A 23,521-nucleotide genomic window follows, 5' to 3' on the forward strand; every position below is an offset into this window, starting at 1 on the left:
TATGTCTGAGTGTATGTCTCGGACTGAGGCAGCAATCTGCAAAACGTCAGACGGTGCGGCGGCTGACGATGAAGACCGTGACGGTTCGAATCCCTGCAAAACGGAAGCTCAACGGCTTGCCGGCCGCTGCGGCAAAGGATCCGCGGCTGATGTCGGGGTGACTGCAGCGGATAACAAAAAAGCCTTCGGCTTTCGCCAAGGCTTCTTGTCTTCCCGTAAGGGAAGAGGAAATGGTGCCGGTGAGAGGAATCGAACATCCGACCTTCGCATTACGAATGCGCTGCTCTACCAGCTGAGCTACACCGGCATTTCCCAAATTGTCTCCGCTTCTTTGCGGCGAACCGCTCTGAATCGGAGTTGCGCATTTTACGGAGATTTTGAAAAAAAGCAAATCGCAAACGCGGCCCGGAAAGCGGCTTTTGGTACTTACGCTTTATCCGGCCGGGCAGCTTCCGAGAGTTTCCAGCGGGGCTTGGCGGAAAACGCCCAGCGGTGAAGCGCCTTGGCGCGTTCTTCGGGCGTCATTGCTTCAAGCCTCATCATGCCGGCAACGGCAATCATGGCGCCGTTATCGGTGCAAAGCGCAAGCGGCGGAAAGTACACACGGCCCTTGAGTTTGGCGGCCGTTTTGATAAGGCCTTCCCGAAGCTGCTTGTTCGCGGAGACGCCGCCCGCGACCACCAGATCCTTGATGCCGGTTTTCTTCATGGCTTTGGCGGCTTTGGCGGTAAGCACCTCAACCACGGCGTCCACAAAGCCACGCGCGAGATTAGAGCGGAAGGTTTCGTCTTTGGGATCCGGGGCCTTCTGCACGGTCGTTAAGACCGCGGTTTTAAGCCCTGCAAAACTTAAGTTGAGGTCCGGCGAGTGCAGCATCGGCCGCGGCAGTTCAATGGCGCCGGGAGTGCCGTTTTCCGCGAGGCGCGACACCGCGGGTCCCCCCGGATAGCATTCGCCCAAAAGCTGCGCGGTCTTATCAAAGGCTTCGCCCGCGGCATCATCAAGCGTCTCCCCGAGAAGCTCATAGTGCCCGAAGGACGTCACCTTCATAAACTGCGTGTGGCCTCCGGAAACGAGAAGCGCCAAAAACGGAAACTTCGGTTTTTCGGGGCTCAATAGCGCTGAAAGCAGATGGCCTTCCAAGTGATGCACGCCGATTACAGGTACGCCCAGGGCGTAGCCCGCGGCATGCGCAACGGAGGACCCTACCAAAAGGGCACCGGCAAGCCCCGGGCCTTCAGTGACGGCAATCGCGTCAATGTCTTTTTTTGTGAGGTGCGCGTCAGAAAGCACCTGATCCATCAGGGCAATCGCGCGGCGGATATGGTCGCGGCTAGCGAGTTCCGGCACGACGCCGCCGTAGGCGCGGTGCATGTCAATCTGCGTGTGAATGGCCTGCGCGAGCAGTTCGTGCTTATCGTTAATGAGCGCTGCACCGGTTTCGTCGCAGGAACTTTCAATGCCGAGAACAATCATGGTCTTCTTTGAAAAGCCGTCAAAAAGAAGGAAGTCCCGTATTTTAACGGCGCAAAGCTTTACCGACGCGGCGGACGGGGCGGTGGCGGTGGCGGCGGTGGGGGAGGCGGCGGTGGCATCATCATCGGCGCCCACATCATGCGGTTCATAAAGTAGAAGTCGCGCTCGGCCTGTTCTCTAGCCAATGCGGCCTTAAGTGCCGCCTCTCTCTGCTGCGCCCGGGTGAGCGCATTTTTAAGGTCTGTTTCAAGGCCCGGTGCGTCCTTGGGGCGCTCCAGATGCACGCGAAACGTTGACTGCTCTCCGCAAAGCCGGATGGGGGTGGCGCTCGTTGCTTTTGCACCCGAGGGCCACGTGTAGGTGACGCCGGCAATCGCCGCACAGCCGTCGGCGCCGCGCGCGGCATCGAGCGCATCGTTGTCGTAGGTGACCTGCACGGGCGTGATGCCCGCGGTTGTGCCGTCGGCACGGGTGACACGGGCCCCTTCGATGTCGCTTGCGAATTCCACGACCGTGGAGCAGCCGGTGAGAACAAGGGCGAGGGCGGCAGCGGCCGCTGCTGAATGTAGTTTCACGACTGTCTCCGGCAGTAAATGGGTCGGAAGATGCCCGGGCATCCTGTTGATTCGATTTTACGCGGGCGGGCTCAGAAGATTTGTGAGCAATTTGTTTCCGATTGGTTTCCGGCATCCGGCGGAGCAGTCAGCCCGGATAACACGTCTGAAAGTACAGGCCCCGGGCTGTTTTCGGGGCTGTTTTTAGGTAGTTTTTAGTATTTTTGAGAGGCGAAAAACTCCTGCGGACACTGAATGTTTGCGCGCTTTGCGCCTAAAGTGCATACTGCGGAGACGGCCTTCTGAAACTCCCTTGGCGCAAGCCTCAGTTTGCGTTCCCGAAAAAAGCGGACATTCTCGGAGTGACCGCCGAATTAACCCAACAAAAAACAAGAAAACCCCATGGCAAAAACATTGTACGACAAACTTTGGGATGAACATGTCGTTGACTGTGAAGACGACGGCACGACGACGCTTTACATTGACCGCCACCTGATGCACGAGGTCACAAGTCCCCAGGCCTTTGAAGGTCTGCGCCTGGCAAACCGCAAACCCTGGCGTATTTCTTCGATCGTGGCAACGGCCGATCACAATACGCCCACCACGGGGTGGGAGAAGGGTATGGACGGCATCACCGATCCGATTGCGCGCCTTCAGGTGGAAACGCTCGACAAGAACATTCACACGTACGGCTGTGCCGCCTACTTCCCCTTCATGGATAAGGGTCAGGGCATCATTCACGTCATGGGGCCCGAGGAGGGCGCGACGCTCCCCGGCATGACCGTGGTGTGCGGCGACAGCCACACGTCCACCCACGGCGCCTGCGCGGCGCTCGCGTTCGGGATCGGCACCTCGGAAGTCGAGCACGTGCTTGCCACCCAGACGCTTCTTACGAAGAAAAACCGCAACATGCTCGTGCGCGTGGAAGGTAAGCTCGGCGCGGGCATCACCGGTAAGGACGTTGCGCTTGCCGTCATCGGCAAAATCGGTACCGCAGGCGGCACGGGCTGCACGATTGAATTTGCCGGCAGCGCCATCCGCTCGCTTTCGATGGAAGAGCGCATGACGCTTTGCAATATGGCGATTGAAGCCGGTGCCCGAAGCGGCCTTGTTGCCGTCGATGAAAAGACGATTGAATATATGCGCGGCAAACCGCTTGCGCCCACGGGCGAAGATTGGGACAAGGCCGTTAGCTACTGGAAGACCCTCGTGAGTGACGCAGACGCCCACTTTGACGTCGTCGTTGAAATGAAGGCCGAAGACATCCGCCCGATGGTCACGTGGGGGACGTCGCCTGAGATGGTCACCTCAATTGACGGCGTGGTGCCCGATCCCAAGGACCAGCCCGATCCGGTGAAGCGCGAAGGCTGGGAGCGGGCCCTTAAATACATGGACTTAAAGCCCGGCACCAAGATCACCGACATTGCGCCGGACCATGTCTTTATCGGTTCCTGCACCAATTCCCGCATTGAAGACCTCAGAATGGCCGCCGCGGTTGTCGCCAAACTCGGCCGCAACGTCGCGCCGGGCGTGAAGCAGGCTCTCGTTGTGCAGGGCTCGGGCCTTGTGCGCCTGCAGGCAGAAAAAGAAGGGCTTGATCAGATCTTTAAGAAAGCCGGTTTTGAGTGGCGTGAACCGGGCTGCTCGATGTGCCTTGCGATGAACGCAGACCGCCTCAATCCCGGGGACCGCTGCGCCTCAACCTCCAACCGCAACTTTGAGGGCCGTCAGGGTAAGGGCGGAAGAACGCATCTGGTGAGTCCCGCGATGGCAGCCGCCGCGGCGGTGATGGGCCACTTCGTGGACGTGAGTAAACTCTTTTAAGCCCCGGTAAGGATACGATTCATCATGGAAAAATTTACGACTCTCACGGGGCTTGTGGTTCCGCTTGACCGCAGCAACGTTGATACCGACGCCATCATCCCCAAGCAGTTTTTAAAGTCGATCTACCGCACCGGCTACGGCCCCAACTGCTTTGACGAGTGGCGCTACCTCGATAAGGGCGAGCCCGGGATGGACAACAGTAAGCGCCCTGTCAATCCCGACTTTGTGCTCAACTTCCCGCGCTACAAGGGCGCCGAGATTCTTCTCGCGCGTAAAAACTTCGGCTGCGGCTCAAGCCGCGAGCATGCGCCCTGGGCCCTGCTGCAGTATGGGTTCCGCTGCGTGATTGCGCCGAGCTTTGCCGATATTTTCTATTCCAATTCGCTCAAAAACGGCCTCGTGCCCGTGGTGCTTTCTGAAGATGTGATTGACCGTCTGTTCCGCGACTGCGAAAAGACCGAGGGGTACCGTCTGACGGTCGATCTTGACAAGCAGACCGTGACGGAACCCGACGGCACCGTCACGCCCTTTGAAATCTCGGCTTTCCGCCGCTGGGCGATCATGAACGGGTTTGACGACATCGGGATCACGCTTTCCACGCGCCAGGACAAGATCCGTGCGTTTGAGGATAAGCGCCTTGCCGAAAAGCCGTGGCTTGCAAAGATGCTGAATCAGTAAAGAACTTTTGACGTAAAGACAGATAAAAAATGACGAAAAAGATTGCAGTGCTCCCCGGTGACGGGATCGGTCCGGAAATTGTGGATCAGGCCGTCAAGGTCTTAAAGGCCCTCGGCGAAAACTTTGAAATGGAAACGGCGGATGTGGGCGGCGTCGCCTACGCGCACCACGGGCATCCGCTGCCGGAAGCAACGCTCAAACTTGCCAAGGAAAGCGACGCCGTCTTGTTCGGCGCCGTGGGTGACTTTAAGTACGACACCTTGGAGCGCCGTCTGCGTCCCGAGCAGGCGATTCTGGGGTTACGCAAGAACCTCGGGCTTTTTGCAAACCTTCGGCCCGCCAAGTGCTTTAAGGAACTTGTGGGCGCCTCAACCCTGCGTCCTGAGGTTGTAAGCGGCCTGGACCTTCTGATCGTTCGCGAATTGACCGGCGACATTTATTTCGGTACGCCCCGCGGCCGCCGCACGGCGGTGGACGGCCAGTTCCCCGGTACCCCTGAAGCCTTTGACACGATGCGCTACAGCGTGCCTGAGATTGAACGCATTGCGCGCGTCGCCTTTGAAGCGGCCCGCAAGCGCCGCGGCAAGGTCACAAGCGTTGATAAAGCCAACGTCCTTGAAACGAGCCAGCTCTGGCGCGACACGGTGATTGCCGTGCACGACAAAGAGTTTGCCGATGTGACGCTTGAACATATGTACGTGGACAATGCCGCCATGCAGCTCGTGCGTGCTCCCAAGGCCCTTGACGTCGTTCTCACCGGCAACATCTTCGGCGACATTCTGAGTGATGAAGCCTCGATGCTCACGGGTTCGATCGGGATGCTTGCCTCCGCGAGCCTCAACGACAAGGGCCAGGGCCTTTTTGAACCCTCCCACGGGTCGGCTCCGGACATTGCGGGCAAGAATATCGCGAACCCCATTGCGACGATTCTTTCCGCTGCGATGATGCTCCGCTACAGCCTCGGGATGGCCGAAAACGCCGACCGGATCGAGCGGGCGGTGGAAGCGGTCCTCGCTTCGGGGCTTCGCACGGGCGACATCATGAGCGAAGGCTGCCGCAAGGTCTCCTGCTCGGAAATGGGCGACGCCGTGCGCGACGCACTGAAATAATTTTTTCACCGGGGCATATCCCGCGGGTGCTGCCGCAGATTTTTTTGGGAGATGTCTGCGGCAGGGCTTTAAAGCCTGCGGGGTGCCCTCACACACGCAAACTTGGTACTCAAAAAAGGGAGAAACAATCATGATTCTCGGTATGGTGGGCTGGCGCGGTATGGTGGGCAGCGTCCTCATGGGCCGCATGCTCGAAGAGGGCGACTTCCGGCACGTCGAAAAAACGGTGTTCTTTTCGACGTCGCAGGCCGGGCAACCCGCTCCTGAAGTCGCGGGCGCCGAGCCCGTGCTCTCTGACGCCAACGACACTCAGGCGCTTGCCAAATGCGACGTCATCATTTCCTGCCAGGGCGGCGATTACACAAAGAGCGTTCACCCGAAATTGCGCTCTGAGGGCTGGACGGGTTATTGGATTGATGCGGCGTCAAGCCTCAGAATGGAAAAAGATGCGGTGATCATTCTCGATCCCGTCAATATGCCGGTCATTGAAAAGAGCCTCAAGGCCGGGATTAAAGACTACATCGGCGGCAACTGCACGGTTTCTCTGATGCTTTTGGCTCTGGACGGCCTCATCCGTGAGGGGCTTGTGGACTGGGTCACCTCCATGACTTATCAGGCCGCAAGCGGCGCCGGCGCCCAGAATATGCGTGAGCTTCTCGCGCAGATGGGTTACCTCAATGCCTCCGTTTCCGAGCAGCTTGCGCACCCGGGCTCTTCGATTCTTGAGATCGACCGCCGCGTAACCCAGGCCTTTTTAAAGCCCGATTTCCCGCAGAAGGCGTTCGGCGCCCCCTTGGCCGGGTCGCTGATTCCCTGGATTGACAAGGATCTCGGTAACGGTCAGTCCCGCGAAGAGTGGAAAGGCGGCGCTGAAGCGAACAAAATCCTGGGGCTTCCTGCCATGGGAGACGCCGGGTCTCTGATCGTTGACGGTCTTTGCGTGCGCGTGGGAAGCATGCGCTGCCACAGCCAGGCTCTCACCATCAAGCTCAAAAAGAACCTTGACACGGCGGAAATCGAAAAGTTGCTTGATAACGCCAATGAATGGGCTTACGTGGTTCCCAACCGTAAGGAAGAGTCGATTGCGGAATTGTCGCCTGCTAAGGTTTCCGGCACCCGCCGTATTCCGATCGGCCGCATCCGTAAGCTCGCGATGGGCCCGGAATTTATCAGCGCCTTTACGGTGGGCGATCAGCTCCTTTGGGGCGCCGCAGAGCCCCTGCGCCGGATGCTGAGAATCCTCGTTGACTTTAAAAACGCGTAAGCCGCGTTTTTAAAGACCGACAAAAAACCCGGAAACGCCGTAAAAAGCGCTCCGGGTTTTTCTTCGGCCGGCCGGATTAGTGTCCTCCGGCCGGTGATTCATGCCGATTACTTCTTTTTCAGCGTGAAGTTGTGGCAGTCGTTGCACATGAGCTTCACGTCCTTAAAGGGCTTATTGGCCTGATGGCATTCCTGGCAGTCCACCGCACCCTGATGCGACACATGGGGGTTGGGGGTGACGTTCTTTGTCTGTTCTGCCAGCGCTTCGTAGGAAACGTGGCACTTCAGGCACTGGTTCTTCTGAACGAAACCGTCTTTGGCAACGGGCCAGTTTTTGCCGTGAAACTGCTGGAGGGTCTGTTCAGCGGCAACGGCAGAGCCGTCGGCGAGCATAAGACCCGCAGCAAGGGCGAGAGCGGCAGCAAAAGTCTTCATCATCATTTCAAATTCTCCCCTGGGTTAGATCTTCTTAGCCTTGGCAGCCTTGGCGCGCTTCACCATCTCAGCGCCCGCAATGCGGCCGAACACGGTCGCGGCACCGAGCTGAGCGCCGCCCGCGTAGTTGTGAAAGAAGATGCCGCCCGCGGAGTTACCCGCAGCGTACAGGCCCTTGATGCTTTCGCCGTCCAAGTTCTGCACTTCAGCCTTGGTGTTGATCAAGGGACCGCCGAAGGTCGCGGTCATGCCGCCCTGGAATGGAACGGCGTAGAACGGGGCCTTGGCAATCGGATGGGGCTTCTTGTAGGTGCAGGGCGGAACCATCTCGTCGAGCTTGTTGGCTTTAAGTGCTTCGTTATACTGGTCCACAACCTTCTTGACCTTGGCAACCGGGAGGTTCACCTGCTTGCAGAGCTCTTCAATCGTATCGGCCTTGCCGTAGGGGTTGTTCAAGGTATCAAACTTCGGAATGACGCGGTCCAGCACCGAGCAGTCGCTGTCAACGATCACCCAGGCGTAGTTGTCCAAAGTCTTCTGCGCCGTCGTACGGGCCTTAATGACGTACGTGTTGTTTTCATCCATGTAACGCACGCCCGAAGTGTTCACCTGCACGCCGTAGCCGGAATTGAGAACATCGGCGGGGTTCACGTGGGTTTTCCCAAGGATCGGGCCGGAGTGGAACTGATCCATGTTCACAAACTTCGTGAAAAGCGGAGCCGTGAGCGTAATGTTTTCGCCCGTGGTGTGGCGGGAACCGCGAAGCACCATGCGTGTGGCCCAGCCGCCGATGTACTGGTCAACGAGGCCGGGGTTGGCGGAAAAGCCGCCCGTTGCAATCAGAACGCCGCCGCGTGAACGGAAGTAGAGCTGGCGCGTCGGGGTCTGAACCTTGACGCCCGTGACCTGCAGGGCTTCGTTCGTGAGAAGTTCCACGGCCTTATGCTGGTACTTGATTTCAATGCCGCGCTTGGCGCAGGCTTCCAGGAGCTTTTGAACGAGCGCAGCGCCCCCGGTCATGCCCTTGCTCTTATCACCCACCACGCGGCAGGTGCGGCCGAGACGCGGATAAGGCATCGGACGGATCTTGCCGAACTTAACGCCGATATCCTTTTCGAGCCAGTCAATGCCCGCGGAAATGTTGTCGGTGTAGGTGCGGTTTAAGGCCGGATCACCCATCTGCTTGCTGATGTCCATCATCATCGCGTAGAAGGCGTCGGCCGTATCGGTGATACCCTGTTCCTTCTGATGACGCGTACCCCAGCCGCAGACTGACCCTAGGGCGTAAATGGCGTTGCCGTCGGGACGGTCGCACTTTTCCATGACGCAGACCTTGGCGCCCATGTCGTGCGCGGTAATGGCGGCAATAAGGCCTGCGGGGCCGGCACCCAGAACGATCGCGTCATAGGTGCCGCTCATTTTTTTGGCCGGGGCCGCTTCCGCGGTGGCGGTCATGCCGAAACCGGCAGCGCCCGCGGCGGCTGCTCCGAGAATCGAGCTCTTTAAGAGCCCGCGGCGGGTGAGATCCGTATTGGACATCTTCATTCTCCTGCTTTGACTGATGCCTTTGTGTATCAGGCAGTTCTTGTGTTTGTGTCGCCCTCAAAGGGGAAAGTCCTTCTTTTCAGGGACTTAACCCGATTGTGAGCTGATGCGAAACTTAACGTTGGGATTATGCAGGGGTAAACCCACTAAGTACCCCGTACTCATGTCAAAGAGAGGAGACTTGACGAAGAGCTGGGCATGGTCTGAAAGTACGGTCCGCAAAACCGTGTAGGCGGGCAAGCGGTTTCGTAGAATCGGGGGTTCTGAATTTTTTCTGGTCCGTGCGGCTTGCGTAATGCCGGTTTCTCACCGTCCCGAATTGGCCCTGGCTTTGGCCCGGCGCTTTTTTGAGCCTGACATTCTCACCTCACGCGCCGGACTCTTTCTCGTTGCTCCGAGGGGCGCAGGCTAGACAACGTTTCTCCGGGAGGATCTCATTGCGGTGCTTTCGGGAAAAGCGCTCGTGGTGTACGCGGATCTGGAAACCGCAAAAACCGGCGGGGCCGCCGTTGAGAGACTTTTGAGCTCCGTGTCCGGCAAAAGTCCGGGACTCAGTTTTGATCCGGTCAAAGCGGGCCGCAGAAACGGTGTTTCGCTCGCAGAGGCTTTTGCTGAGGTCATCACGCAAACCGGGATGAATGCCGTTCTCATCATCGACGCCGTCGAAAAGCTCTTCCCGTCAAAGGCGGGGCTTGTTCTTTTAAAGAACCTCAAGGCAGCACGCGATTGGGCGGATCTCCGCCCTGACAACGCAGGCGGGACGTATCTGCGCATTTTGGGTGTCAGTTCGTCAAAAGCCGCTGCCAAGGCGATGGTGTCACTGCGCTCGTAGCCTTTTTACGGTGCAGACTTTCTGGACTTTCCGATGCCGGACGATGAATTCCCGCTGTTAAAAAGCACAGCCCCCAAAGATTACCCGACAACGTATCCCGCAAGGACAACGAACATCATGCGCGACGAATACGACTTTTCCGATGCCGTTAAAAACCCGTACACTGATGCGGCCAAGGCCGCCCATGACCGTGCCACGGACGGCAAGGATCAAAAGCAGAAGAACCCGGCCGGCAAAAAGACAAAAGACGCGCCCGGCAAACGCTGAGCAAAAATTTCCCGCCGTTTTTCCTTGGAGGAAAAGGCGGGAAGAGAAGACGGCAAAAAGGCGTATCAGCCTTCTAAAGCCGTATTCATAAACTGCGCGATGTGCGTGAGTTCATCGGGGCAGAGTTCATGGTCCATGTTGTACTCGCGCCAGATGAGGGTCTGCACGCAGTTTTCTACCACATCGGCGCTCTTGCGGGCGACCATGGGGTTTACGATGCTGTCAAAGGCGCCGTGCGCCATAAAGACCGGTGTCGCGCGGCCCGCGGCCGTGATTTCAGCGGGCAACGTCTGCGCGAGCGGCAAAAAGCCCGAAAGCGCAATGATTCCGGCGAGGGGCCGCGTTTGCCTCAGGCCGCTGTAAAGCGCCATCGCCGCGCCCTGCGAAAAGCCCCCGATAAAGAGCCGCTGCGGATCCTGCCCCGTGGAGAGCACTTCGTTGATGACCTGCGTCACCTTCTGGTGCATGGCGCGGATCCCGCGCTCATCTTCCGGTCCTTCAAAATCCATGGAGAGCACGTCAAACCAGGCGGTACCCCGCCAGCCCTGATGCGCCGTAATGGGAGTCACAGGCGCCTGCGGGAACAAAAACCGGGCTGCCGGCCCCCCGAAGTCAATGAGTTCCTGCGCAAACGGCTCAAAGTCATGCGCGTCGGTACCCATGCCGTGGAGCCAAATCACGGTGCAGGGAATGTCGCCGTCAGAGGTCGAGTCTTTTACAAAAACTTTGAGAGGCTGCACCGCAGGGCGCTGGGGGCGCTCGTTAAAAAGCGGCACGCCGCGCTGCACGGAGCGGCGGGCAATGGCTTCAGGGCTCATGCGCGGCCGGTCATCGCGCCGCTCGTGCACAGGGGCTTCGTGCGCCGGATTCTGCGCGCTCTGCGGCGCGCGGGGTGCCTGTTCAGGGGGCGTTAAACCCGCTTCAGGCCCGCGGAAACCCGGGACGTGGCCGGCGGCGGCAGCGGCGGAGTCTGCCTGCGGCATTTGAGGCGCGTGCTGCGGTGCTTCCTGCGGTGCGGCAGGTGTCTCGGAAACCGCCGCAGGGGGTTCTTTCGCAGGCGCCGCTTCGGGCTTACGGGCGCTCTTGGGGCGAAAGGCCTTCACAACGTCCGGATCCGTTTCGATGTAGGGGCCGCCGATCAGATCAATGCAGTAGGGGACTGCGGCAAAAATACCGGGTTCAATGACGTGCCCGTCATCGTCATAAAAGCCCCCGAGCGTCTCGGAAATCGCCTTTGGCTGGCCCGGGAGATTGATGATCAGCGCCGCGTGCCCCGGAATTTCACGAAGGACCGCCACCTGGCGCGAGAGAATGGCCGTGGGAACAAAGTGCAGCGAAATGCGCCGCATCTGTTCGCCGAATCCCGGCATTTCGCGGGTGGCGACGGCGAGCGTTGCCTCGGGCGTCACGTCCCGTAGGGCCGGACCCGTGCCGCCCGTGGTGAGAACGAGGTCACAGCCTTCGTTATCAACGAGGTCACGCAGGGTGTTTTCAATCACGTAGCGCTCATCGGCGATGAGGCGCTTATGAAGGGAGAGAGGCGTTGTGACGGCGTCGGTAAGCCAGGCTTCCAGAGCCGGAATCCCCTCGTCACGGTAGATGCCGGCACTGGCCCGGTCAGAAATCGAAACGAGCCCGACAATGAGCTCGTTTTCCGTTGTGCGTTTCACAGACATTGAAATGCGTCCCAAAGGAAAAAATCAGTTTTCTTCGTCTTCTTCACTGCGCGCTTCAAGCGTGAGGGGCGGGAGCTCCTCGGCGTAGCAGACGCGGTAGACCTCGCGGAAGGCCTTGGCGGGTTTGCCGGCATCGCGCTCCTTTCGGGCCTGACGGATGAGTTGCCTCAGGCGCTGAATTTCCAGTGCCGGATGGAGTTGAGCGTAGGCGGTGAGCGCTTCGTCTTTCGTGAGAAGCTCTTCGCGGGCTTTTTCCGCGCGTTTGTGCGCGGCAGCCGCCGCTCGGGAGTCGCCGGTAGCGCGGGCAATGGCTTCTTTAACGGCCTCGGCATCGAGCTGCCGCATGAGTTTGCCGATTAACTGCAGTTGACGCCGCTGTGCTCCGAAGCTTTTCATCGCGCGAAAGTCGCGGATTGCAAGCGCCGTGTCTTCGGGAAGATCGATTAAGGAGAGCTGCTCGTCGGTTAAGCCCGTGAGGTCCTTGCCGAGGCTTTGCAGTTCATCGCAGTCGCGTTTGCGCTGAGACTTTGACGGCCGGTCGTACCCTTCGTCATCGTCTTCGTCAGCCCAGGCGCGTGTATCGTAAAAAGGTTTCTTTGCCATAGTGCGGCAATAATAACGGAATCGGCCGGCACTATTTTGCTTTGAGACCGTTAAAACGGCCCTGCCGTAAGGCTTTCGGGAGAGAAAAATGACCAATGCAACCGTGGATTTGATGAAGGTGCACCGCTCGGTGCGTGCCTACGAAGACAAAACTGTTTCTGAGGATGTGAGAAAAGCAATCCTTGAAGCGGCCTTTGCGGCATCAAGCTCAAGCTTTCTGCAGCTTGTGACCGTGATCCGCGTGACGGATGCCGCCAAGCGCCAAGCCTTTTATGAACTCTCCGGCAACCAAAAGCACGTGCTCACGGCGCCCGAATTCTGGGTGTTCTGCGCGGACATGTACCGAAATGCTGAACTGGTGGCGGGAGCCGACCTCGGCTGGACGGAGCAATTGATCCTCGGGTGCGTCGACACAGGGATTGTCGCGCAAAGCGCGATGACCGCTTTGGAGAGCTTCGGGCTCGGGGGTGTCTTTGTGGGCGGCATCCGCAACGGCATAGCCCGCGCGGACGACGTTCTCGCGCTGCCTCAAAACGTCTTTCCGGTTGTGGGGCTTGCCTTCGGGTACCCTGCGGAAAAGAATGAATTGAAGCCGCGCCTGCCTCTGGAAGTCACCGTCATGGAAAACAGCTACAGTGAGCCGGACCCGGCCGTGATGGTCGCCTACGACGCCGTTTCGCGCGCCTACTACAAAAACCGCACGGCGGGCAGCAAGGACGTGAGCTGGGCTGAGACGCTTCCCGCCATTCTCGGGAAAGAGCGCCGCCCCTTTGTGCTTGAGTTCCTGCGAAAGAAAGGCTGGGCGCAGCGGTAAACCTTGGTCCGGGCTGAAACACAATTTGTTAATAAAAAGGCACCGGTGAAAACTTTGCACGGCTGCCCTGCCGTTACACTTAGCGGCATCAACCGGTACGGTAAGTGTCCGGTGAGTGCGGGCCTTTGTCCGCGCGTTATCAGAACAACGGGAGTTTCGGGTGTGTCGCCCGGAGCTTTTATTTGAGGAATTTCCTTTTTCACTATGAAGCGTATTGCACTTCTTATTCTGACCAACATTGCCATTGTGGTGATGCTCGGCATTGTGCTCAATGTGGTGAGCCTTCTGACCGGGATTAACTTCGGCCAGATGGCCGGGAAGAGCCTGAACATCACGTCGCTTTTGGTCTTTGCCTTTGTCGTGGGCTTTGCCGGATCGATCATTTCGCTTCTGATGAGTAAGTCCATGGCCAAGATGAGCATGGGCGTGCAGATGATTGACACGGACAATCCCCAGCCCGGGCTTGAAACGTGGCTTGTGGGCGTGATCCGTCAGTTGTCGGATAAGGCCGGCATCAAGATGCCCGAAGTCGGTATCTACGAGGGTGAACCCAACGCTTTTGCCACGGGCGCCACAAAAAACAGCTCCATGGTCTGCGTCTCCACGGGCCTCTTGCGCCTCATGAATCAGAAGGAAGTCGAAGCCGTTCTCGGTCACGAAATCAGCCATGCCGCCAACGGCGACATGGTGACGATGACGCTGGTGCAGGGCGTGATGAACACCTTTGTGGTCTTCATTTCCCGCATTGTGGGCTGGGTCGTTGACCGTCAGATTCTGCGTAACGAAGAAGAAGGTCCCGGTATCGGCTACTTCATCACGAGCATTGTGATGGATATCGTCCTGGGTTTTCTTGCCGGTATCGTTGTCGCGGCCTTCAGCCGCTGGCGTGAATACCACGCCGATGCAGGCTCCGCAAAACTCTTGGGTTCGTCTGAACCGATGATTGCCGCACTGCAGCGCCTTGAAACGATGACGCCTGCGGAACTGCCGGGGTCTGTGAAGGGCTTCGGTATCTCAGGCGGTATCGGCAGCCTCTTTGCCTCGCACCCCTCGTGCGAAGACCGTATCGCCGCGCTGCGTAAGCTCGGGTATTAATTCGGTGAAATACCGGTAAACAAAGGCTCCTTCGGGAGCCTTTGGCGTTACTGAGACCGGCGTTTTAAAAGCAGGCGCCCGGCGGCGTCCTTTTCCCACACGTCGCCCGCGAGACTCTCAAAAAGCGCCGCGGCTTTTTCGACTGAAATGTGCAGGCCCGCCCTGATGCACTGAATGCTTGCCTCACGGTCAAGCACAAGAAACTCAGCAGCGCGCTCGGCGTCCGCATCAGTCTTCATCACGGACGCTAGGCCCGCGGCCTTAAAAAAGCGCTGCACGGGCTGCGCCAGCGCCGTGACAAAGGCGTCCGTCGTGTTTTTGGAAGGCAGGGGCAGGGCAAGAATCCGGGCGCGCTCAAAGTGCTGCTCGTAGGCAGCCAGCCGCGTCGAACTGATTCTTCGGCCGGCATCAAGCCTTCGCCCGAGACTTTTTTCAACCAGGGGAAGCGCCGCTTCAGTGTTCACAGCCTGCCAGAGGTAGCAGGAGAGAAAGATGATGAGGCGCGGTTTGCGCTCGTTTAAAACCTCTGTGAGAGCCGCAATCTCACGCGCTGTTTCGGGCACGGTCTGCGGGCCGTGGCCCTTGGGTTTCACCGCAGGCCACACCGTCATCGTAAAGGCCCGTTCAAAGGCGCCTTCTTTGCCGCGGGTCTCAATGAGAGGCATCCCCCAGAGGTTGAACCACTCGACAAAGCGGCGGATAACGGGTCCCCGGTCACATGCGGCGTCAGAGAAAAACGCAAGGCGCGTGACGGGGTTCGCCGGCACCGTTTCTGCGCCGGTCACAACGAGAATGCCGCCCGTACGGTTTTCTTCGGTGACCAAAACGTCGGCCGTCGTTTTCATGATGATTACGCTCCGGCCGCCACGAGAATGCGGCGGATCACGGCCGGATCGTGCGTGCCGATTTTTTTCAGGGCCGATGCCCGGTGCACTTCCACGGTTCTTAAGGCAATGCCGAGGCGCTCGGCGATTTCGCGTGAGACGAGCCCCTGCGCAATAAGACGCACAATTTCCGTTTCACGGGCCGTCAATGCCGCAAGCCGCTCGCGTGCGGTGTCGGCTGACACCGAGCCCGTTACTTTCTGCACGGACCGCTCACTGGCCTTGGTGATGTCCTTTAAAAGCCGCTCTTCATCAACGGGTTTCTGGATGAAATCCACGGCGCCTTCCAAAACGGCCTGCACGGCCATATCGATGTCGCCGTGCCCGGTGATAAAGATGACGGGCAGATCCACCCCGTGCTCCTTCATGACGCGCTGACATTCGATGCCGGTGAGCCCGGGCATGCGGACGTCAAGGATGAGGCACCCCGGCACCGACGGTCTGTCACCGGTCAAAAAACTTTTGGCGTCGTGATAAACCGCCGTTTTCCAGCCCTCCAGCGTGAGGTAAAGCTCAAGCGCCGCCGCCAGATCCGTGTCATCGTCACAGATTCTCACAAGGGCGGCTTCCTTTACGGCAGTGATGTCGGTTGTCATGCGGTGTCCTTTGCGCTTTCGGTGTCGGTTGCGGGAATAATGACGGCCACTTCAAGGCCGCCTAACGGGTGGTTGCGGAAACGAATCGCGGCCCCGTGATTTTCGACGATGCTTTTCACAATGCTTAAGCCCAGGCCCAGGCCATTCGTTTTCCCGGACGTAACGGGGCTGCCGAAGGCCTTGAGCTTTTCTTCAGGGACGCCCGGGCCGTTGTCGGCCACGGTCAGTACGAAGTTTCCGGCGTCGTTACGCAGCAGCGACACCGAAACCGTGGGGTCCTTGGTGGTGGCAAGGGCTTCTGCGGCATTTTTGATGAGATTTAACACCACAAGTTCCCATTCAAGGGCATTGGCGTCAATCATCACGGGTTCAAGTGCCGTGAGTTTCACGGTGACTTTGTCGCTTCTGCCGGAGGCCCGCCACGAGGCGATGCCCCGCTCAACCACACTGCGTAAATCAATGCGGGTCCGTTTGACGGTTTTGACTTTGGCGTAGTTTCTGACGTTTTCCACGATCGCCGCAATACGCTCGGTCTGCTTCATCATGCGGGCCAAAACCGAGAGCGTTTGCTCACCGGCTCCGGCGCGCGTGAGAATCTTTTCGAGTGACTTTCCGAAAAGATCCTGGGCGGCTAAGGGCTGCCGCAGCTCATGCGCAATCATGGAAGACATCTGCCCGATGATGCCTGAGCGCTGCAAAAGGGCAATGCGCTCGCCCGCCTGCTGCGCTTCCTGCTTGAGTTCGGTTTCGCGCGCAAGGGCCTCGGTGAGTTCGCGCGTTTTACGGTGCACGAGCTGCGTGACGCGCACACTGTGGAAAATGAGGCCCACGATAAGGCCTATGACCAGAAAGATCGGGAGCCTGAACGTTTCCCAGAAGCGCGTCACCGACCACTCGCGCAGAAACTGGTACGGACCGATTTTTAGCGTTTTATAGAGGTTGTCGATCGTGCTGAAGTCCGTGGCCACACTCCAGTACTGCCCCTCTCGGGTTTCGGGCATCGCAAGAAGTGTTTCCGTCACAATGCGCGAGACCGCAGGGGGCGTGGCGGGCGTCGTTGCCACAATCCAGGAGGGGTAAAGATCGGTGGAGGCAAGGCACCGTCCGGAATCGGGTTTGGGTTCCACGACGCGCCAGAGTTTTTTTTCTTCCGGGTGGGCTTTGAGGTAGTCTTCAAGCCAGCAGAGGCGAAAGACCGCGGTGTCGGCTTTGTAGCTTTTGAGCATCTCAACGGCTGCCTCGGTGTTTCCCGGTCCCGTGAAAAAACTCTGCCGGAAGAATTTTTCCGGGTTGTAGCCCCGGGCGGCGAGTTCCCCCTGAGCGATTCTCAGAGACGTAAACCCTGTGGGTGTGGCAGCAACCAGGCGGTTTCCCTTGAGGGACTCAATCGTGTCAAAAGGGGTGGACGCAAGCGTCACAAAAACCGAGCCGTCGCCGTGGTTGGGATCAGGGTAGGCGCGGCTTGCGAGCGTGACGAGGTCGCGCGCGCCGTGGATGACGTTAAAGCGGTAAAAACCGGCACTCGCGATAAAGACGTCGACTTTTTTGTCGCGGATAGCGCGCGTGAGCTCATCCATTGTGAGAGTCACGGTTGCGACATTGGCCGCACCAAAGCGGGCTTTTAAAGCCGCAATCGTGGGTTCGATCACCGCCTCGTGCGGCGAGGGCCGGATGTAGCGCACGATGCCGACATTTAAAATTCCGTCGGCGTGAGCCGGAGCGGCCGTGCCCGCGTTTTGCGCAAACGCCGTCCCTGCAAGCGTCAGTAAAAAGCCGGCGAGGGTGAAGGCGCCGCTGTGGCCTCTGAGCACGACCCGTGTCCCGCAAAAATTACTTCAGATGCGACTCAATGAAGTCGCGGAAGGGGGCAATGGCCTTCGGTTCAATGAGGCGGTCTTCGATCACGCCCTTTTTGATGATGAAGATGCTCGGAATGTGCTGCACCTCAAAGCGCGCCTTAATCGACGGATTTTCATCAAAGTAGGCGTACGCAAAGAGAACGCGTCCGGCGTAGCGCTGGGCAAATTCGTTCACGAGCGGGGCAATGCGGCGGCAGTCCTGGCACCAGGGTGCGCCCACGATGAAGCACACGGGGAGTTCAGACTTTTCGACGATTTCGCCGTAGGTGGCGTCGGTGACGTTGGTGATGAGATTTTCGGTCATGTTTTAAATTCCAATTTAACAGGAAGTTTTCCGACAGCCGGAAAACTCTTCCTTCCGAGTGTAGCCGCTCTGAGGCTTTCGATGAAATTCAAGGATTCCAAGAAGTCTTGAGATTTTGTAAATGAATCTTGCCCGCGTTTTTGCAAACGGTCAGATTACGGTGCCTGCTGAGGAGAGAAAAAGCCTCGGACTCAAACCCGGCGACAAAATCCTTTTTACCGAAAATGACCGCGGTGAAACCGTGATCTGCAACGCTTCGGCTGCGGCGCTTAAGCGCGCACAGAAGGCTTTCCGTGGTGTGGCCGCAGAAATGGGCCTCAGAAACGATGACGATGTGCAGGCGCTCATTGACGAAGTCCGGCACGACGCCGGACACTGAAACGAATTGAGAAAAAAATCCCGCGCTTCAAGCGGTCTTTGAACCGTGAAGACGGAAAACCGCACCCCTATAATCAGCGCATCATGCGAAAGACGAAAAAACCCGCAATTGCCAGCGAATGGCGTGAAAACAAAGAGGCACAGGAACGTGCGCAGCGTGAGGTCGACCGGGAGGCGGCGCGCGCAGCACGGGCCCGGCTTTTTGCCGCCGTTTCGGCGTTGATTAAGGGGCTGGTGCTCAAGGTGGGCTGGGTGGTTGCGTTAACCGCGGGCGTTCTTGCCGCTGCGGCGCTTCTTACCTACAGTCCGACCGATCCAGGGTTTTCAGTGACCGGCACCAAACTTCCCGCGAACCTCTGCGGCCTGGCGGGCGCGTGGTTTGCTGACGCCGGTTTCTGGTTTTTTGGGCGGTCTGTCTGGTGGGTGCCGGCGGCGCTTATCGTGTTCGGGCTTGTGTCGCTTAAAAATGCGCTTGTCTCGCCGCAGAGAGCGCGTTTTGCGCCGGTGACCGCTGCCTGCGGTTTCATCCTTCTTTTGTTTCTTTCAAGCGGCCTTGAAACGCTGCAGCTGGGCTACCTCGGTAAAGGCATTCCGATGGGAGCAGGGGGCCTTGTGGGACAGTACGTCGCAAGCAACATCACCCCGTGGCTCGGCGTCTGGGGCACAACCGTCATTTTGGTGGTATTGACCGCTTGTGCGGCCGCGATGGCCTTTTGCTTTTCATGGTTTAAGCTCGCTGAAGCGCTCGGGGCGGCGATGGACGCCTTCTGGACATTTGTGCAGCGCGCCCGTCCGGTGAAAAAAGAGACGCATGAGGAAGATGAGGCCAAGCCCGGGGACGTGATGCTCACCGAAGACGCGCCCGCCCCGGCCCCGGAAGCCTCGCTTGAAAGCGATGCGGGTGTGCCCGATAACGGGGAACTCACGGAGGAAGCGGTAATTGAAGGTAAGCCCGCGAAGACCGTGAAGGTTGCCGCCAAGCCCGCTGCTGCCAAAGCCGCCGGCGGCCGCATTGCGCCCGATACGATGCTTCTGGATGCCCCGCCCGCGGAACGTAACGGCGTGCGCGAAGACACCGTCAAGATGACAAGCCGCCTCATTGAAAGCAAACTCAAAACCTACAAGATTCAGGCCAAGGTCGTCGGTGCCCGCGTGGGACCGGTGATCACGCAGTACTGGCTGGATCTCGCCGAAGGCGTGAAGGGCAGCACCATTGAAAGTATCCGCAAGGACTTAACGCGCGCGCTCGCGGTTCACTCCGTGCGCGTCGTTTCCGCAATTCCCGGTACGCCCTACATGGGGCTTGAAATCCCCAACAACAAGCAGCAGCGCCTTGCGGTGTACCTGAAAGAACTCATCACCAGCAAAGCCTTTACGGAAAGTACGTCGCCCCTGACGCTCGCGCTCGGTAAAGACATCGCCGGGCAGCCGGCGGTCGCGGATCTCGCGCGTCTGCCGCATCTCCTGGTGGGCGGTACCACGGGTTCGGGTAAGTCCGTTGCCATCAACGCGATGATTCTGTCGCTTCTTTATAAGTGCGATCCCACGCAGTTAAGGCTCGTTCTCATTGACCCCAAGACCGTCGAATTTTCGATGTACCGGGATATTCCGCACCTCCTTTGCCCGGTCGTGATCGACATGAATAAGGCGGCAAATGCCCTCAATTGGCTTGTGCAGGAAATGGACCGGCGCTACAACCTCATGAGTCACCTCGGGGTGCGCAGTTTCCTTTCCTATAACGAAAAGGTGGAGGCGGCGCAAAAGGAAGGAAAGCCCCTGATGGATCCCTTCCAGGTCTCGCCCGACAATCCCGACCCGCATGTGGTGCTTGAAAAACTCCCCTACATCGTCTGCTTTATTGATGAATTGGCGGACCTCATTCTCGTTAACCGCAAGCAGATTGAACTCCTGATCGTGCGTCTGGCGCAGAAAGCCCGTGCCGCGGGCATTCACCTGGTGCTTGCCACGCAGCGCCCGAGCGTGGATATTGTGACGCCACTTATTAAAGCGAACGTCGTGGCGCGCGCCTGTTTTGCCGTGGCAAGCCGCTTTGACAGTTCGGTCGTGCTGGATGAAAACGGTGCGCAGGATCTTTTGGGGCACGGCGACATGCTCTTTAAGCAGCCGGGGACCTCAGCCCTTGTGCGCATTCAGGGCTGTATGGTGAACGAAGACGAAGTGCTCCGTGTGGTCGACGCCTTAAAGGCGCAGGGCGAACCCCAGTACATCGAAGGCGTGTGCGATGCCGCTGAAACCGGTGCCGGCGGGTTCGGTGAGGGCGCCGGGGGCGGCTCGGGGGAAAAAGATCCCCTGTACGACGCGGCCGTAAAGCTCGTGCTGGAAACGAACCGCCCGACCTCAAGCTTTATTCAGCGGCGGCTCAATATCGGCTACAACCGTGCCGCAAACCTCATCGAAACGATGGAGCAGGCCGGAATCGTCAGTCAGCCCAATGCCGCGGGTAAGCGTGAAATTCTCGTGAAAAACAGGGAGGGTTTATGACCGTGCTTTTTTCCCGCAGAACGCTTGCCGCGGCCGCGCTTTGCGCGGTGGTGCTTCCGGCATTTGCACAGAAAACAGCGGCCCGTGACGCACTGCGGCGGTTTGTGACGGAGGCTAAAACCGCTTCGGGGCGCTTTACGCAGACCGTGACCGATAAGGCCGGGCAGGTGATTGACGGGCCGAGTACCGGGCGCTTTGCCTTTGAGCGGCCCTCACGCTTTGCCTGGAAGACGGAAAAGCCCTACGTGCAGGACATCGTAAGTGACGGGAAAACCATCCGCCTCTACGACAAGGACCTAGATCAGCTCACCGTAAAGTCGGCTGAAACAATGGTCTCCGGGGCGCCTGCGGCGCTTCTTTTCGGACGCGCTGAGGCACTTGAAAATTTCACGCTCACGGAAGTCAAGGCGCCCGAGGGCGCCGTGACGGCAGTAAAGGCCGAACCAAAGACTCAGGACGCTGCCTTCGTAAGCGCCGTGGTGGGGTTTGATGCTGCAGGCCTTCCGGCGGTTTTGGTTCTCACCGATGCGTTTGGCGGAAGAACGCAGCTTGTGCTCACCGACGTTGTCACGAATCACGCGCTGCCCGAAGGGATCTTTACGGTGAAAACCGGGCCTGAGACGACGGTGCTTGAAGACCGTACGGCACTTTTCTGAGGGCCGCGGGATTTCTTCGGGCGGGCCGGTCGACTAAAGGTATAATCAGAAGACCTTAGTTATTTATCGGCTTTGCCCTGACTCCCGACAATTGCGGTCCGGCCAAAGTCCGCAATTGTCAATGTATACCCACATGAACTTTAAGATGCGGTTGTTCCGCATCGATCAGCTCATCCATGAAAGAGGGCAGGTGTCGCTACCGGAAATGGTGGCGGCACTGCGCTGTTCGGTTCCGACCCTAAAGCGTGACCTCCGTTATCTGCGCGAAAAACTCAAGGCCCCGATTGTCTACAGCCGTAAGACCAATTCCTACAGCTACGTGCGCGAAAGGGCGCTGGGGCTGGAAAAAGAGGCGCGCGAAGAAGCCCGCAAGGTGGCGCTTCCCTCAGCCTGGTATTCCCCCGTTGAAATTACGGCCCTGATGACGGCGCTGCAGCTTTTTGACCGGGTGGAAAACGAAAAGTCCGGGCTTTTGGCCCCTGACATGAAGGCGATGAAGTCGCGCCTGCTGTCGCTTGTGCAGGAAGAGCGCATTTCCGCGCGTGAACTCCTAAAGCGCGTGCGGGTGATTCTGCCCTCGGTGATTGAACACCGCTCGCCCTTTTTCGAGATGATCGGCAACGCGCTTGCGCACAAGACGCGGCTTCGCATCACCTACTGGACCAAATCCTCGCAGACCGAAAAGATGCGTGAGATTTCGCCCGTGCGGCTTGTGAACTACAAAAACCGCTGGTATCTGCAGGCCTGGTGCCATCTCACCGATGAGCTTCGGACCTTCAGTCTTGAGTACATTCTCGCGGCGGAGCCCTGCGCCAAAAACTGTCGCGCCGTGCCGATGAAGGACCTTGAAGCTTTGGACAGCGGCTTCGGCATTTTTTCCGGCGGAAAAGTCCAGGTTGCGGTTATTCACTTTGACGCGCAGATGGGCGCCTACGTGCGCGACGAAATTTGGCACCCTGATCAGCAGGTTCTGACCGCCGAAGACGGCACGGTGGAGCTGCGGGTTCCCTACACCAACGAAACCGAGCTTGTTGCGCAGATTCTGCACTATGGGGCGCACGCCCGTGTGATGGCCCCGGAAAGCCTTAAAAAGAGCGTGCTGCGGGAACTGGAAGCGGCGCTTGCCGCCTACAGTGCCGACCGTGCGGGCGGCGTCTAAGGGGTGAGCGATGACAGGCAACATCAGCAGTAACCGCAGACGGCGGTACGTGCGCTCACCCGCAGGAAAGAAGGAAACGCCGCTGATTTTCTTCTGCGGCGACCCGCACGGCAGCTTTGATCACATCAACGAAGCGGTGAAAAAGTGGCACCCCAAGGCGATCGTGCTTTTGGGTGACATGCAGCCTTATGCGCCGATGGATGTGGTGCTCAAAGACGCGATGGAACTCACCGAAGTCTGGTGGATTCCGGGTAACCACGATTCCGACTCCGAAGAGTATTACGAGCGACTCTGGAAAGGGCCCCTGGCAGAACACAATCTCCACGGGCGCGTAGCCAATGTCGCCGGGATTCGTATTGCCGGTCTGGGCGGCGTTTTCCGCGGGCAGATCTGGATGCCTGAGGGTGATCCCCATTACCGGTCGGCCGCAAGTTTCGTGCGCCGCGCCGGGCACGGCACGCTTTGGCACGGGGGACTTCCGAGACGCCACAGAACGTCAATCTTCCCGTCGGTTTACGACAACCTCCTGCGTCAGAGAGCCGACGTCCTTGTGACGCATGAAGCCGCGGGCTGCCATAAAAAGGGTTTTGCGGCGATTGACCGGCTCGGGCAGGGGCTTCACGTGCGGTGGCTCTTTCACGGACATCAGCACGAAGACCATGAGTACGGGCGCTACAAAGGGATGATTGTCCGGGGGGTGGGCTACCGCGGCATCGTTGACCTGGAGGGGCGCGTGATCGTTCCCTCGCAGATGGATCCGCGGGATATGCTCGCGATGCAGGAAGCCGGCGAAGAGCCCGCGCCCGAAATTCTTGATACGGCGCCGATTCTGCCCACGGACTTTAAGGAGGGCGACCCCAAGTGCGTGCCGACGTGCCAGGACTGCTTTCCGCCCGCGCGGGAAGGAAGGCGGGGCGGCGCTCGCCGCAAAAACCACCAGCCGCGGCGCTTTTTCTTAAGGCCCCAAGGGAAAAACGGGCCCAAAGAAAACCAGCAATAAAACAATCCCGCC

Annotated in this window: 23 protein-coding genes and 1 tRNA gene; 13 read left to right on the forward strand and 11 right to left on the reverse strand. The window is 58.8% G+C overall.

Annotated features, from left to right (window positions below; all coding sequences use genetic code 11):
* Positions 1-231: 231 nt before the first annotated feature.
* The 3 genes from NXF97_RS08830 to NXF97_RS08840 form a co-directional block, all read right to left on the reverse strand.
* Positions 232-307: transfer RNA gene (locus tag NXF97_RS08830), tRNA-Thr, on the reverse strand.
* A gap of 119 nt (positions 308-426) precedes the next feature.
* Complete coding sequence (gene tsaD, locus NXF97_RS08835; protein WP_074009256.1) at positions 427-1,476, reverse strand: tRNA (adenosine(37)-N6)-threonylcarbamoyltransferase complex transferase subunit TsaD; 1,050 nt, start codon at positions 1,474-1,476, stop codon at positions 427-429.
* Between the two features lie 59 nt (positions 1,477-1,535).
* The gene (locus tag NXF97_RS08840) at positions 1,536-2,051 is read right to left on the reverse strand and encodes a hypothetical protein (RefSeq protein WP_274955756.1); all 516 of its coding nucleotides are present in this window, start codon (positions 2,049-2,051) and stop codon (positions 1,536-1,538) included.
* A gap of 381 nt (positions 2,052-2,432) precedes the next feature.
* Here NXF97_RS08840 and leuC point away from each other — a divergent pair, with 381 nt between their 5' ends.
* The 4 genes from leuC to asd all read left to right on the forward strand — a co-directional run bounded on the left by leuC (position 2,433) and on the right by asd (position 6,905).
* Positions 2,433-3,854, forward strand: a complete 1,422-nt coding sequence (gene leuC / locus NXF97_RS08845; RefSeq protein ID WP_274955757.1) for a 3-isopropylmalate dehydratase large subunit — start codon at positions 2,433-2,435, stop codon at positions 3,852-3,854.
* 24 nt (positions 3,855-3,878) lie between these two features.
* On the forward strand, positions 3,879-4,532 hold the full coding sequence (leuD, locus tag NXF97_RS08850; RefSeq protein WP_022373618.1) for a 3-isopropylmalate dehydratase small subunit: 654 nt from the start codon (positions 3,879-3,881) through the stop codon (positions 4,530-4,532).
* A gap of 29 nt (positions 4,533-4,561) precedes the next feature.
* The gene (gene leuB, locus NXF97_RS08855) at positions 4,562-5,641 is read left to right on the forward strand and encodes a 3-isopropylmalate dehydrogenase (RefSeq protein ID WP_274955758.1); all 1,080 of its coding nucleotides are present in this window, start codon (positions 4,562-4,564) and stop codon (positions 5,639-5,641) included.
* A gap of 130 nt (positions 5,642-5,771) precedes the next feature.
* Positions 5,772-6,905, forward strand: coding sequence for an aspartate-semialdehyde dehydrogenase (gene asd / locus NXF97_RS08860; protein WP_074009255.1), 1,134 nt, complete (start codon positions 5,772-5,774; stop codon positions 6,903-6,905).
* A gap of 107 nt (positions 6,906-7,012) precedes the next feature.
* Here asd and NXF97_RS08865 read toward each other — a convergent pair whose 3' ends face one another.
* Together NXF97_RS08865 and NXF97_RS08870 are read right to left on the reverse strand one after the other, a co-directional pair.
* Positions 7,013-7,345 carry a cytochrome c3 family protein gene (locus tag NXF97_RS08865; protein ID WP_022373615.1) on the reverse strand — a complete coding sequence of 111 codons (333 nt, stop codon included), beginning with the start codon at positions 7,343-7,345 and terminating at the stop codon, positions 7,013-7,015.
* Between the two features lie 18 nt (positions 7,346-7,363).
* Positions 7,364-8,878 carry an FAD-dependent oxidoreductase gene (locus NXF97_RS08870; RefSeq protein WP_274955759.1) on the reverse strand — a complete coding sequence of 505 codons (1,515 nt, stop codon included), beginning with the start codon at positions 8,876-8,878 and terminating at the stop codon, positions 7,364-7,366.
* Positions 8,879-9,326: 448 nt separating this feature from the next.
* On the opposite strand from NXF97_RS08870, the gene NXF97_RS08875 reads away from it, so the two are divergent.
* Together NXF97_RS08875 and NXF97_RS08880 are read left to right on the forward strand one after the other, a co-directional pair.
* Positions 9,327-9,716: a hypothetical protein gene (locus tag NXF97_RS08875; protein ID WP_274955760.1), complete on the forward strand. Its 390-nt coding sequence runs from the start codon at positions 9,327-9,329 to the stop codon at positions 9,714-9,716.
* 33 nt (positions 9,717-9,749) lie between these two features.
* On the forward strand, positions 9,750-9,983 hold the full coding sequence (locus tag NXF97_RS08880) for a hypothetical protein (RefSeq protein ID WP_274955761.1): 234 nt from the start codon (positions 9,750-9,752) through the stop codon (positions 9,981-9,983).
* A 65-nt stretch (positions 9,984-10,048) separates the two neighbouring features.
* Here NXF97_RS08880 and mog read toward each other — a convergent pair whose 3' ends face one another.
* Complete coding sequence (gene mog, locus NXF97_RS08885) at positions 10,049-11,659, reverse strand: molybdopterin adenylyltransferase (protein WP_274955762.1); 1,611 nt, start codon at positions 11,657-11,659, stop codon at positions 10,049-10,051.
* Positions 11,660-11,683: 24 nt separating this feature from the next.
* Positions 11,684-12,262 (reverse strand): ribosome biogenesis factor YjgA, encoded by a 579-nt coding sequence (yjgA, locus tag NXF97_RS08890; protein ID WP_022373609.1) that lies wholly within the window; start codon positions 12,260-12,262, stop codon positions 11,684-11,686.
* An 88-nt stretch (positions 12,263-12,350) separates the two neighbouring features.
* On the opposite strand from yjgA, the gene nfsA reads away from it, so the two are divergent.
* Positions 12,351-13,076, forward strand: a complete 726-nt coding sequence (gene nfsA / locus NXF97_RS08895; protein WP_274955763.1) for an oxygen-insensitive NADPH nitroreductase — start codon at positions 12,351-12,353, stop codon at positions 13,074-13,076.
* Between the two features lie 204 nt (positions 13,077-13,280).
* Entirely contained in the window at positions 13,281-14,171 is an 891-nt protein-coding gene (htpX, locus tag NXF97_RS08900) for a protease HtpX (protein WP_074009112.1), read from the forward strand.
* A 47-nt stretch (positions 14,172-14,218) separates the two neighbouring features.
* Here the strand turns inward: htpX and NXF97_RS08905 are convergent, their stop codons facing one another.
* From NXF97_RS08905 to NXF97_RS08920, 4 genes are read right to left on the reverse strand one after another with little or no spacing between them, the layout of a single operon-like run.
* Positions 14,219-15,016 (reverse strand): hypothetical protein, encoded by a 798-nt coding sequence (locus tag NXF97_RS08905; RefSeq protein ID WP_074009111.1) that lies wholly within the window; start codon positions 15,014-15,016, stop codon positions 14,219-14,221.
* 5 nt (positions 15,017-15,021) lie between these two features.
* Positions 15,022-15,651: a response regulator transcription factor gene (locus NXF97_RS08910; protein WP_274955764.1), complete on the reverse strand. Its 630-nt coding sequence runs from the start codon at positions 15,649-15,651 to the stop codon at positions 15,022-15,024.
* Complete coding sequence (locus tag NXF97_RS08915; protein WP_274955765.1) at positions 15,648-17,462, reverse strand: sensor histidine kinase; 1,815 nt, start codon at positions 17,460-17,462, stop codon at positions 15,648-15,650. The genes NXF97_RS08910 and NXF97_RS08915 overlap by 4 nt, the downstream gene beginning before the upstream one ends.
* Positions 17,463-17,481: 19 nt before the next feature.
* Positions 17,482-17,814 (reverse strand): thioredoxin family protein, encoded by a 333-nt coding sequence (locus NXF97_RS08920; RefSeq protein WP_274955766.1) that lies wholly within the window; start codon positions 17,812-17,814, stop codon positions 17,482-17,484.
* A 121-nt stretch (positions 17,815-17,935) separates the two neighbouring features.
* Between NXF97_RS08920 and NXF97_RS08925 the strand changes: the two genes are divergently transcribed.
* The 5 genes from NXF97_RS08925 (at position 17,936) to NXF97_RS08945 (ending at position 23,509) form a co-directional block, all read left to right on the forward strand.
* Complete coding sequence (locus NXF97_RS08925) at positions 17,936-18,193, forward strand: AbrB/MazE/SpoVT family DNA-binding domain-containing protein (protein ID WP_274955767.1); 258 nt, start codon at positions 17,936-17,938, stop codon at positions 18,191-18,193.
* Positions 18,194-18,276: 83 nt separating this feature from the next.
* Positions 18,277-20,694, forward strand: coding sequence for a DNA translocase FtsK (locus NXF97_RS08930; RefSeq protein WP_274955768.1), 2,418 nt, complete (start codon positions 18,277-18,279; stop codon positions 20,692-20,694).
* Entirely contained in the window at positions 20,691-21,350 is a 660-nt protein-coding gene (locus tag NXF97_RS08935; protein ID WP_074009107.1) for a LolA family protein, read from the forward strand. The genes NXF97_RS08930 and NXF97_RS08935 overlap by 4 nt, the downstream gene beginning before the upstream one ends.
* Before the next feature lie 121 nt (positions 21,351-21,471).
* Complete coding sequence (locus NXF97_RS08940) at positions 21,472-22,509, forward strand: helix-turn-helix transcriptional regulator (RefSeq protein ID WP_022373598.1); 1,038 nt, start codon at positions 21,472-21,474, stop codon at positions 22,507-22,509.
* 10 nt (positions 22,510-22,519) lie between these two features.
* Positions 22,520-23,509 (forward strand): metallophosphoesterase family protein, encoded by a 990-nt coding sequence (locus tag NXF97_RS08945; RefSeq protein WP_074009105.1) that lies wholly within the window; start codon positions 22,520-22,522, stop codon positions 23,507-23,509.
* Positions 23,510-23,521: the final 12 nt, after the last annotated feature.

The organism is Duodenibacillus massiliensis (assembly GCF_928721995.1).
In the GTDB taxonomy this organism is placed as follows: Bacteria; Pseudomonadota; Gammaproteobacteria; order Burkholderiales; family Burkholderiaceae_F; genus Duodenibacillus; species Duodenibacillus massiliensis.

What these genes read in the sequence shown, in the direction of transcription:
- NXF97_RS08935 (WP_074009107.1), top strand. Translation starts at nt 20,691, where the DNA reads ATGACCGTGCTTTTTTCCCGCAGAACGCTTGCCGCGGCCGCGCTTTGC.
- NXF97_RS08930 (WP_274955768.1), top strand. Translation starts at nt 18,277, where the DNA reads ATGCGAAAGACGAAAAAACCCGCAATTGCCAGCGAATGGCGTGAAAAC.
- mog (WP_274955762.1), bottom strand. Translation starts at nt 11,659, where the DNA reads ATGTCTGTGAAACGCACAACGGAAAACGAGCTCATTGTCGGGCTCGTT.
- tsaD (WP_074009256.1), bottom strand. Translation starts at nt 1,476, where the DNA reads ATGATTGTTCTCGGCATTGAAAGTTCCTGCGACGAAACCGGTGCAGCG.
- htpX (WP_074009112.1), top strand. Translation starts at nt 13,281, where the DNA reads ATGAAGCGTATTGCACTTCTTATTCTGACCAACATTGCCATTGTGGTG.
- leuD (WP_022373618.1), top strand. Translation starts at nt 3,879, where the DNA reads ATGGAAAAATTTACGACTCTCACGGGGCTTGTGGTTCCGCTTGACCGC.
- NXF97_RS08905 (WP_074009111.1), bottom strand. Translation starts at nt 15,016, where the DNA reads ATGAAAACGACGGCCGACGTTTTGGTCACCGAAGAAAACCGTACGGGC.
- yjgA (WP_022373609.1), bottom strand. Translation starts at nt 12,262, where the DNA reads ATGGCAAAGAAACCTTTTTACGATACACGCGCCTGGGCTGACGAAGAC.
- NXF97_RS08910 (WP_274955764.1), bottom strand. Translation starts at nt 15,651, where the DNA reads ATGACAACCGACATCACTGCCGTAAAGGAAGCCGCCCTTGTGAGAATC.
- NXF97_RS08945 (WP_074009105.1), top strand. Translation starts at nt 22,520, where the DNA reads ATGACAGGCAACATCAGCAGTAACCGCAGACGGCGGTACGTGCGCTCA.
- NXF97_RS08880 (WP_274955761.1), top strand. Translation starts at nt 9,750, where the DNA reads ATGCCGGACGATGAATTCCCGCTGTTAAAAAGCACAGCCCCCAAAGAT.
- NXF97_RS08870 (WP_274955759.1), bottom strand. Translation starts at nt 8,878, where the DNA reads ATGTCCAATACGGATCTCACCCGCCGCGGGCTCTTAAAGAGCTCGATT.
- nfsA (WP_274955763.1), top strand. Translation starts at nt 12,351, where the DNA reads ATGACCAATGCAACCGTGGATTTGATGAAGGTGCACCGCTCGGTGCGT.
- NXF97_RS08865 (WP_022373615.1), bottom strand. Translation starts at nt 7,345, where the DNA reads ATGATGATGAAGACTTTTGCTGCCGCTCTCGCCCTTGCTGCGGGTCTT.
- NXF97_RS08940 (WP_022373598.1), top strand. Translation starts at nt 21,472, where the DNA reads ATGTATACCCACATGAACTTTAAGATGCGGTTGTTCCGCATCGATCAG.
- NXF97_RS08925 (WP_274955767.1), top strand. Translation starts at nt 17,936, where the DNA reads ATGAATCTTGCCCGCGTTTTTGCAAACGGTCAGATTACGGTGCCTGCT.
- asd (WP_074009255.1), top strand. Translation starts at nt 5,772, where the DNA reads ATGATTCTCGGTATGGTGGGCTGGCGCGGTATGGTGGGCAGCGTCCTC.
- NXF97_RS08920 (WP_274955766.1), bottom strand. Translation starts at nt 17,814, where the DNA reads ATGACCGAAAATCTCATCACCAACGTCACCGACGCCACCTACGGCGAA.
- leuB (WP_274955758.1), top strand. Translation starts at nt 4,562, where the DNA reads ATGACGAAAAAGATTGCAGTGCTCCCCGGTGACGGGATCGGTCCGGAA.
- leuC (WP_274955757.1), top strand. Translation starts at nt 2,433, where the DNA reads ATGGCAAAAACATTGTACGACAAACTTTGGGATGAACATGTCGTTGAC.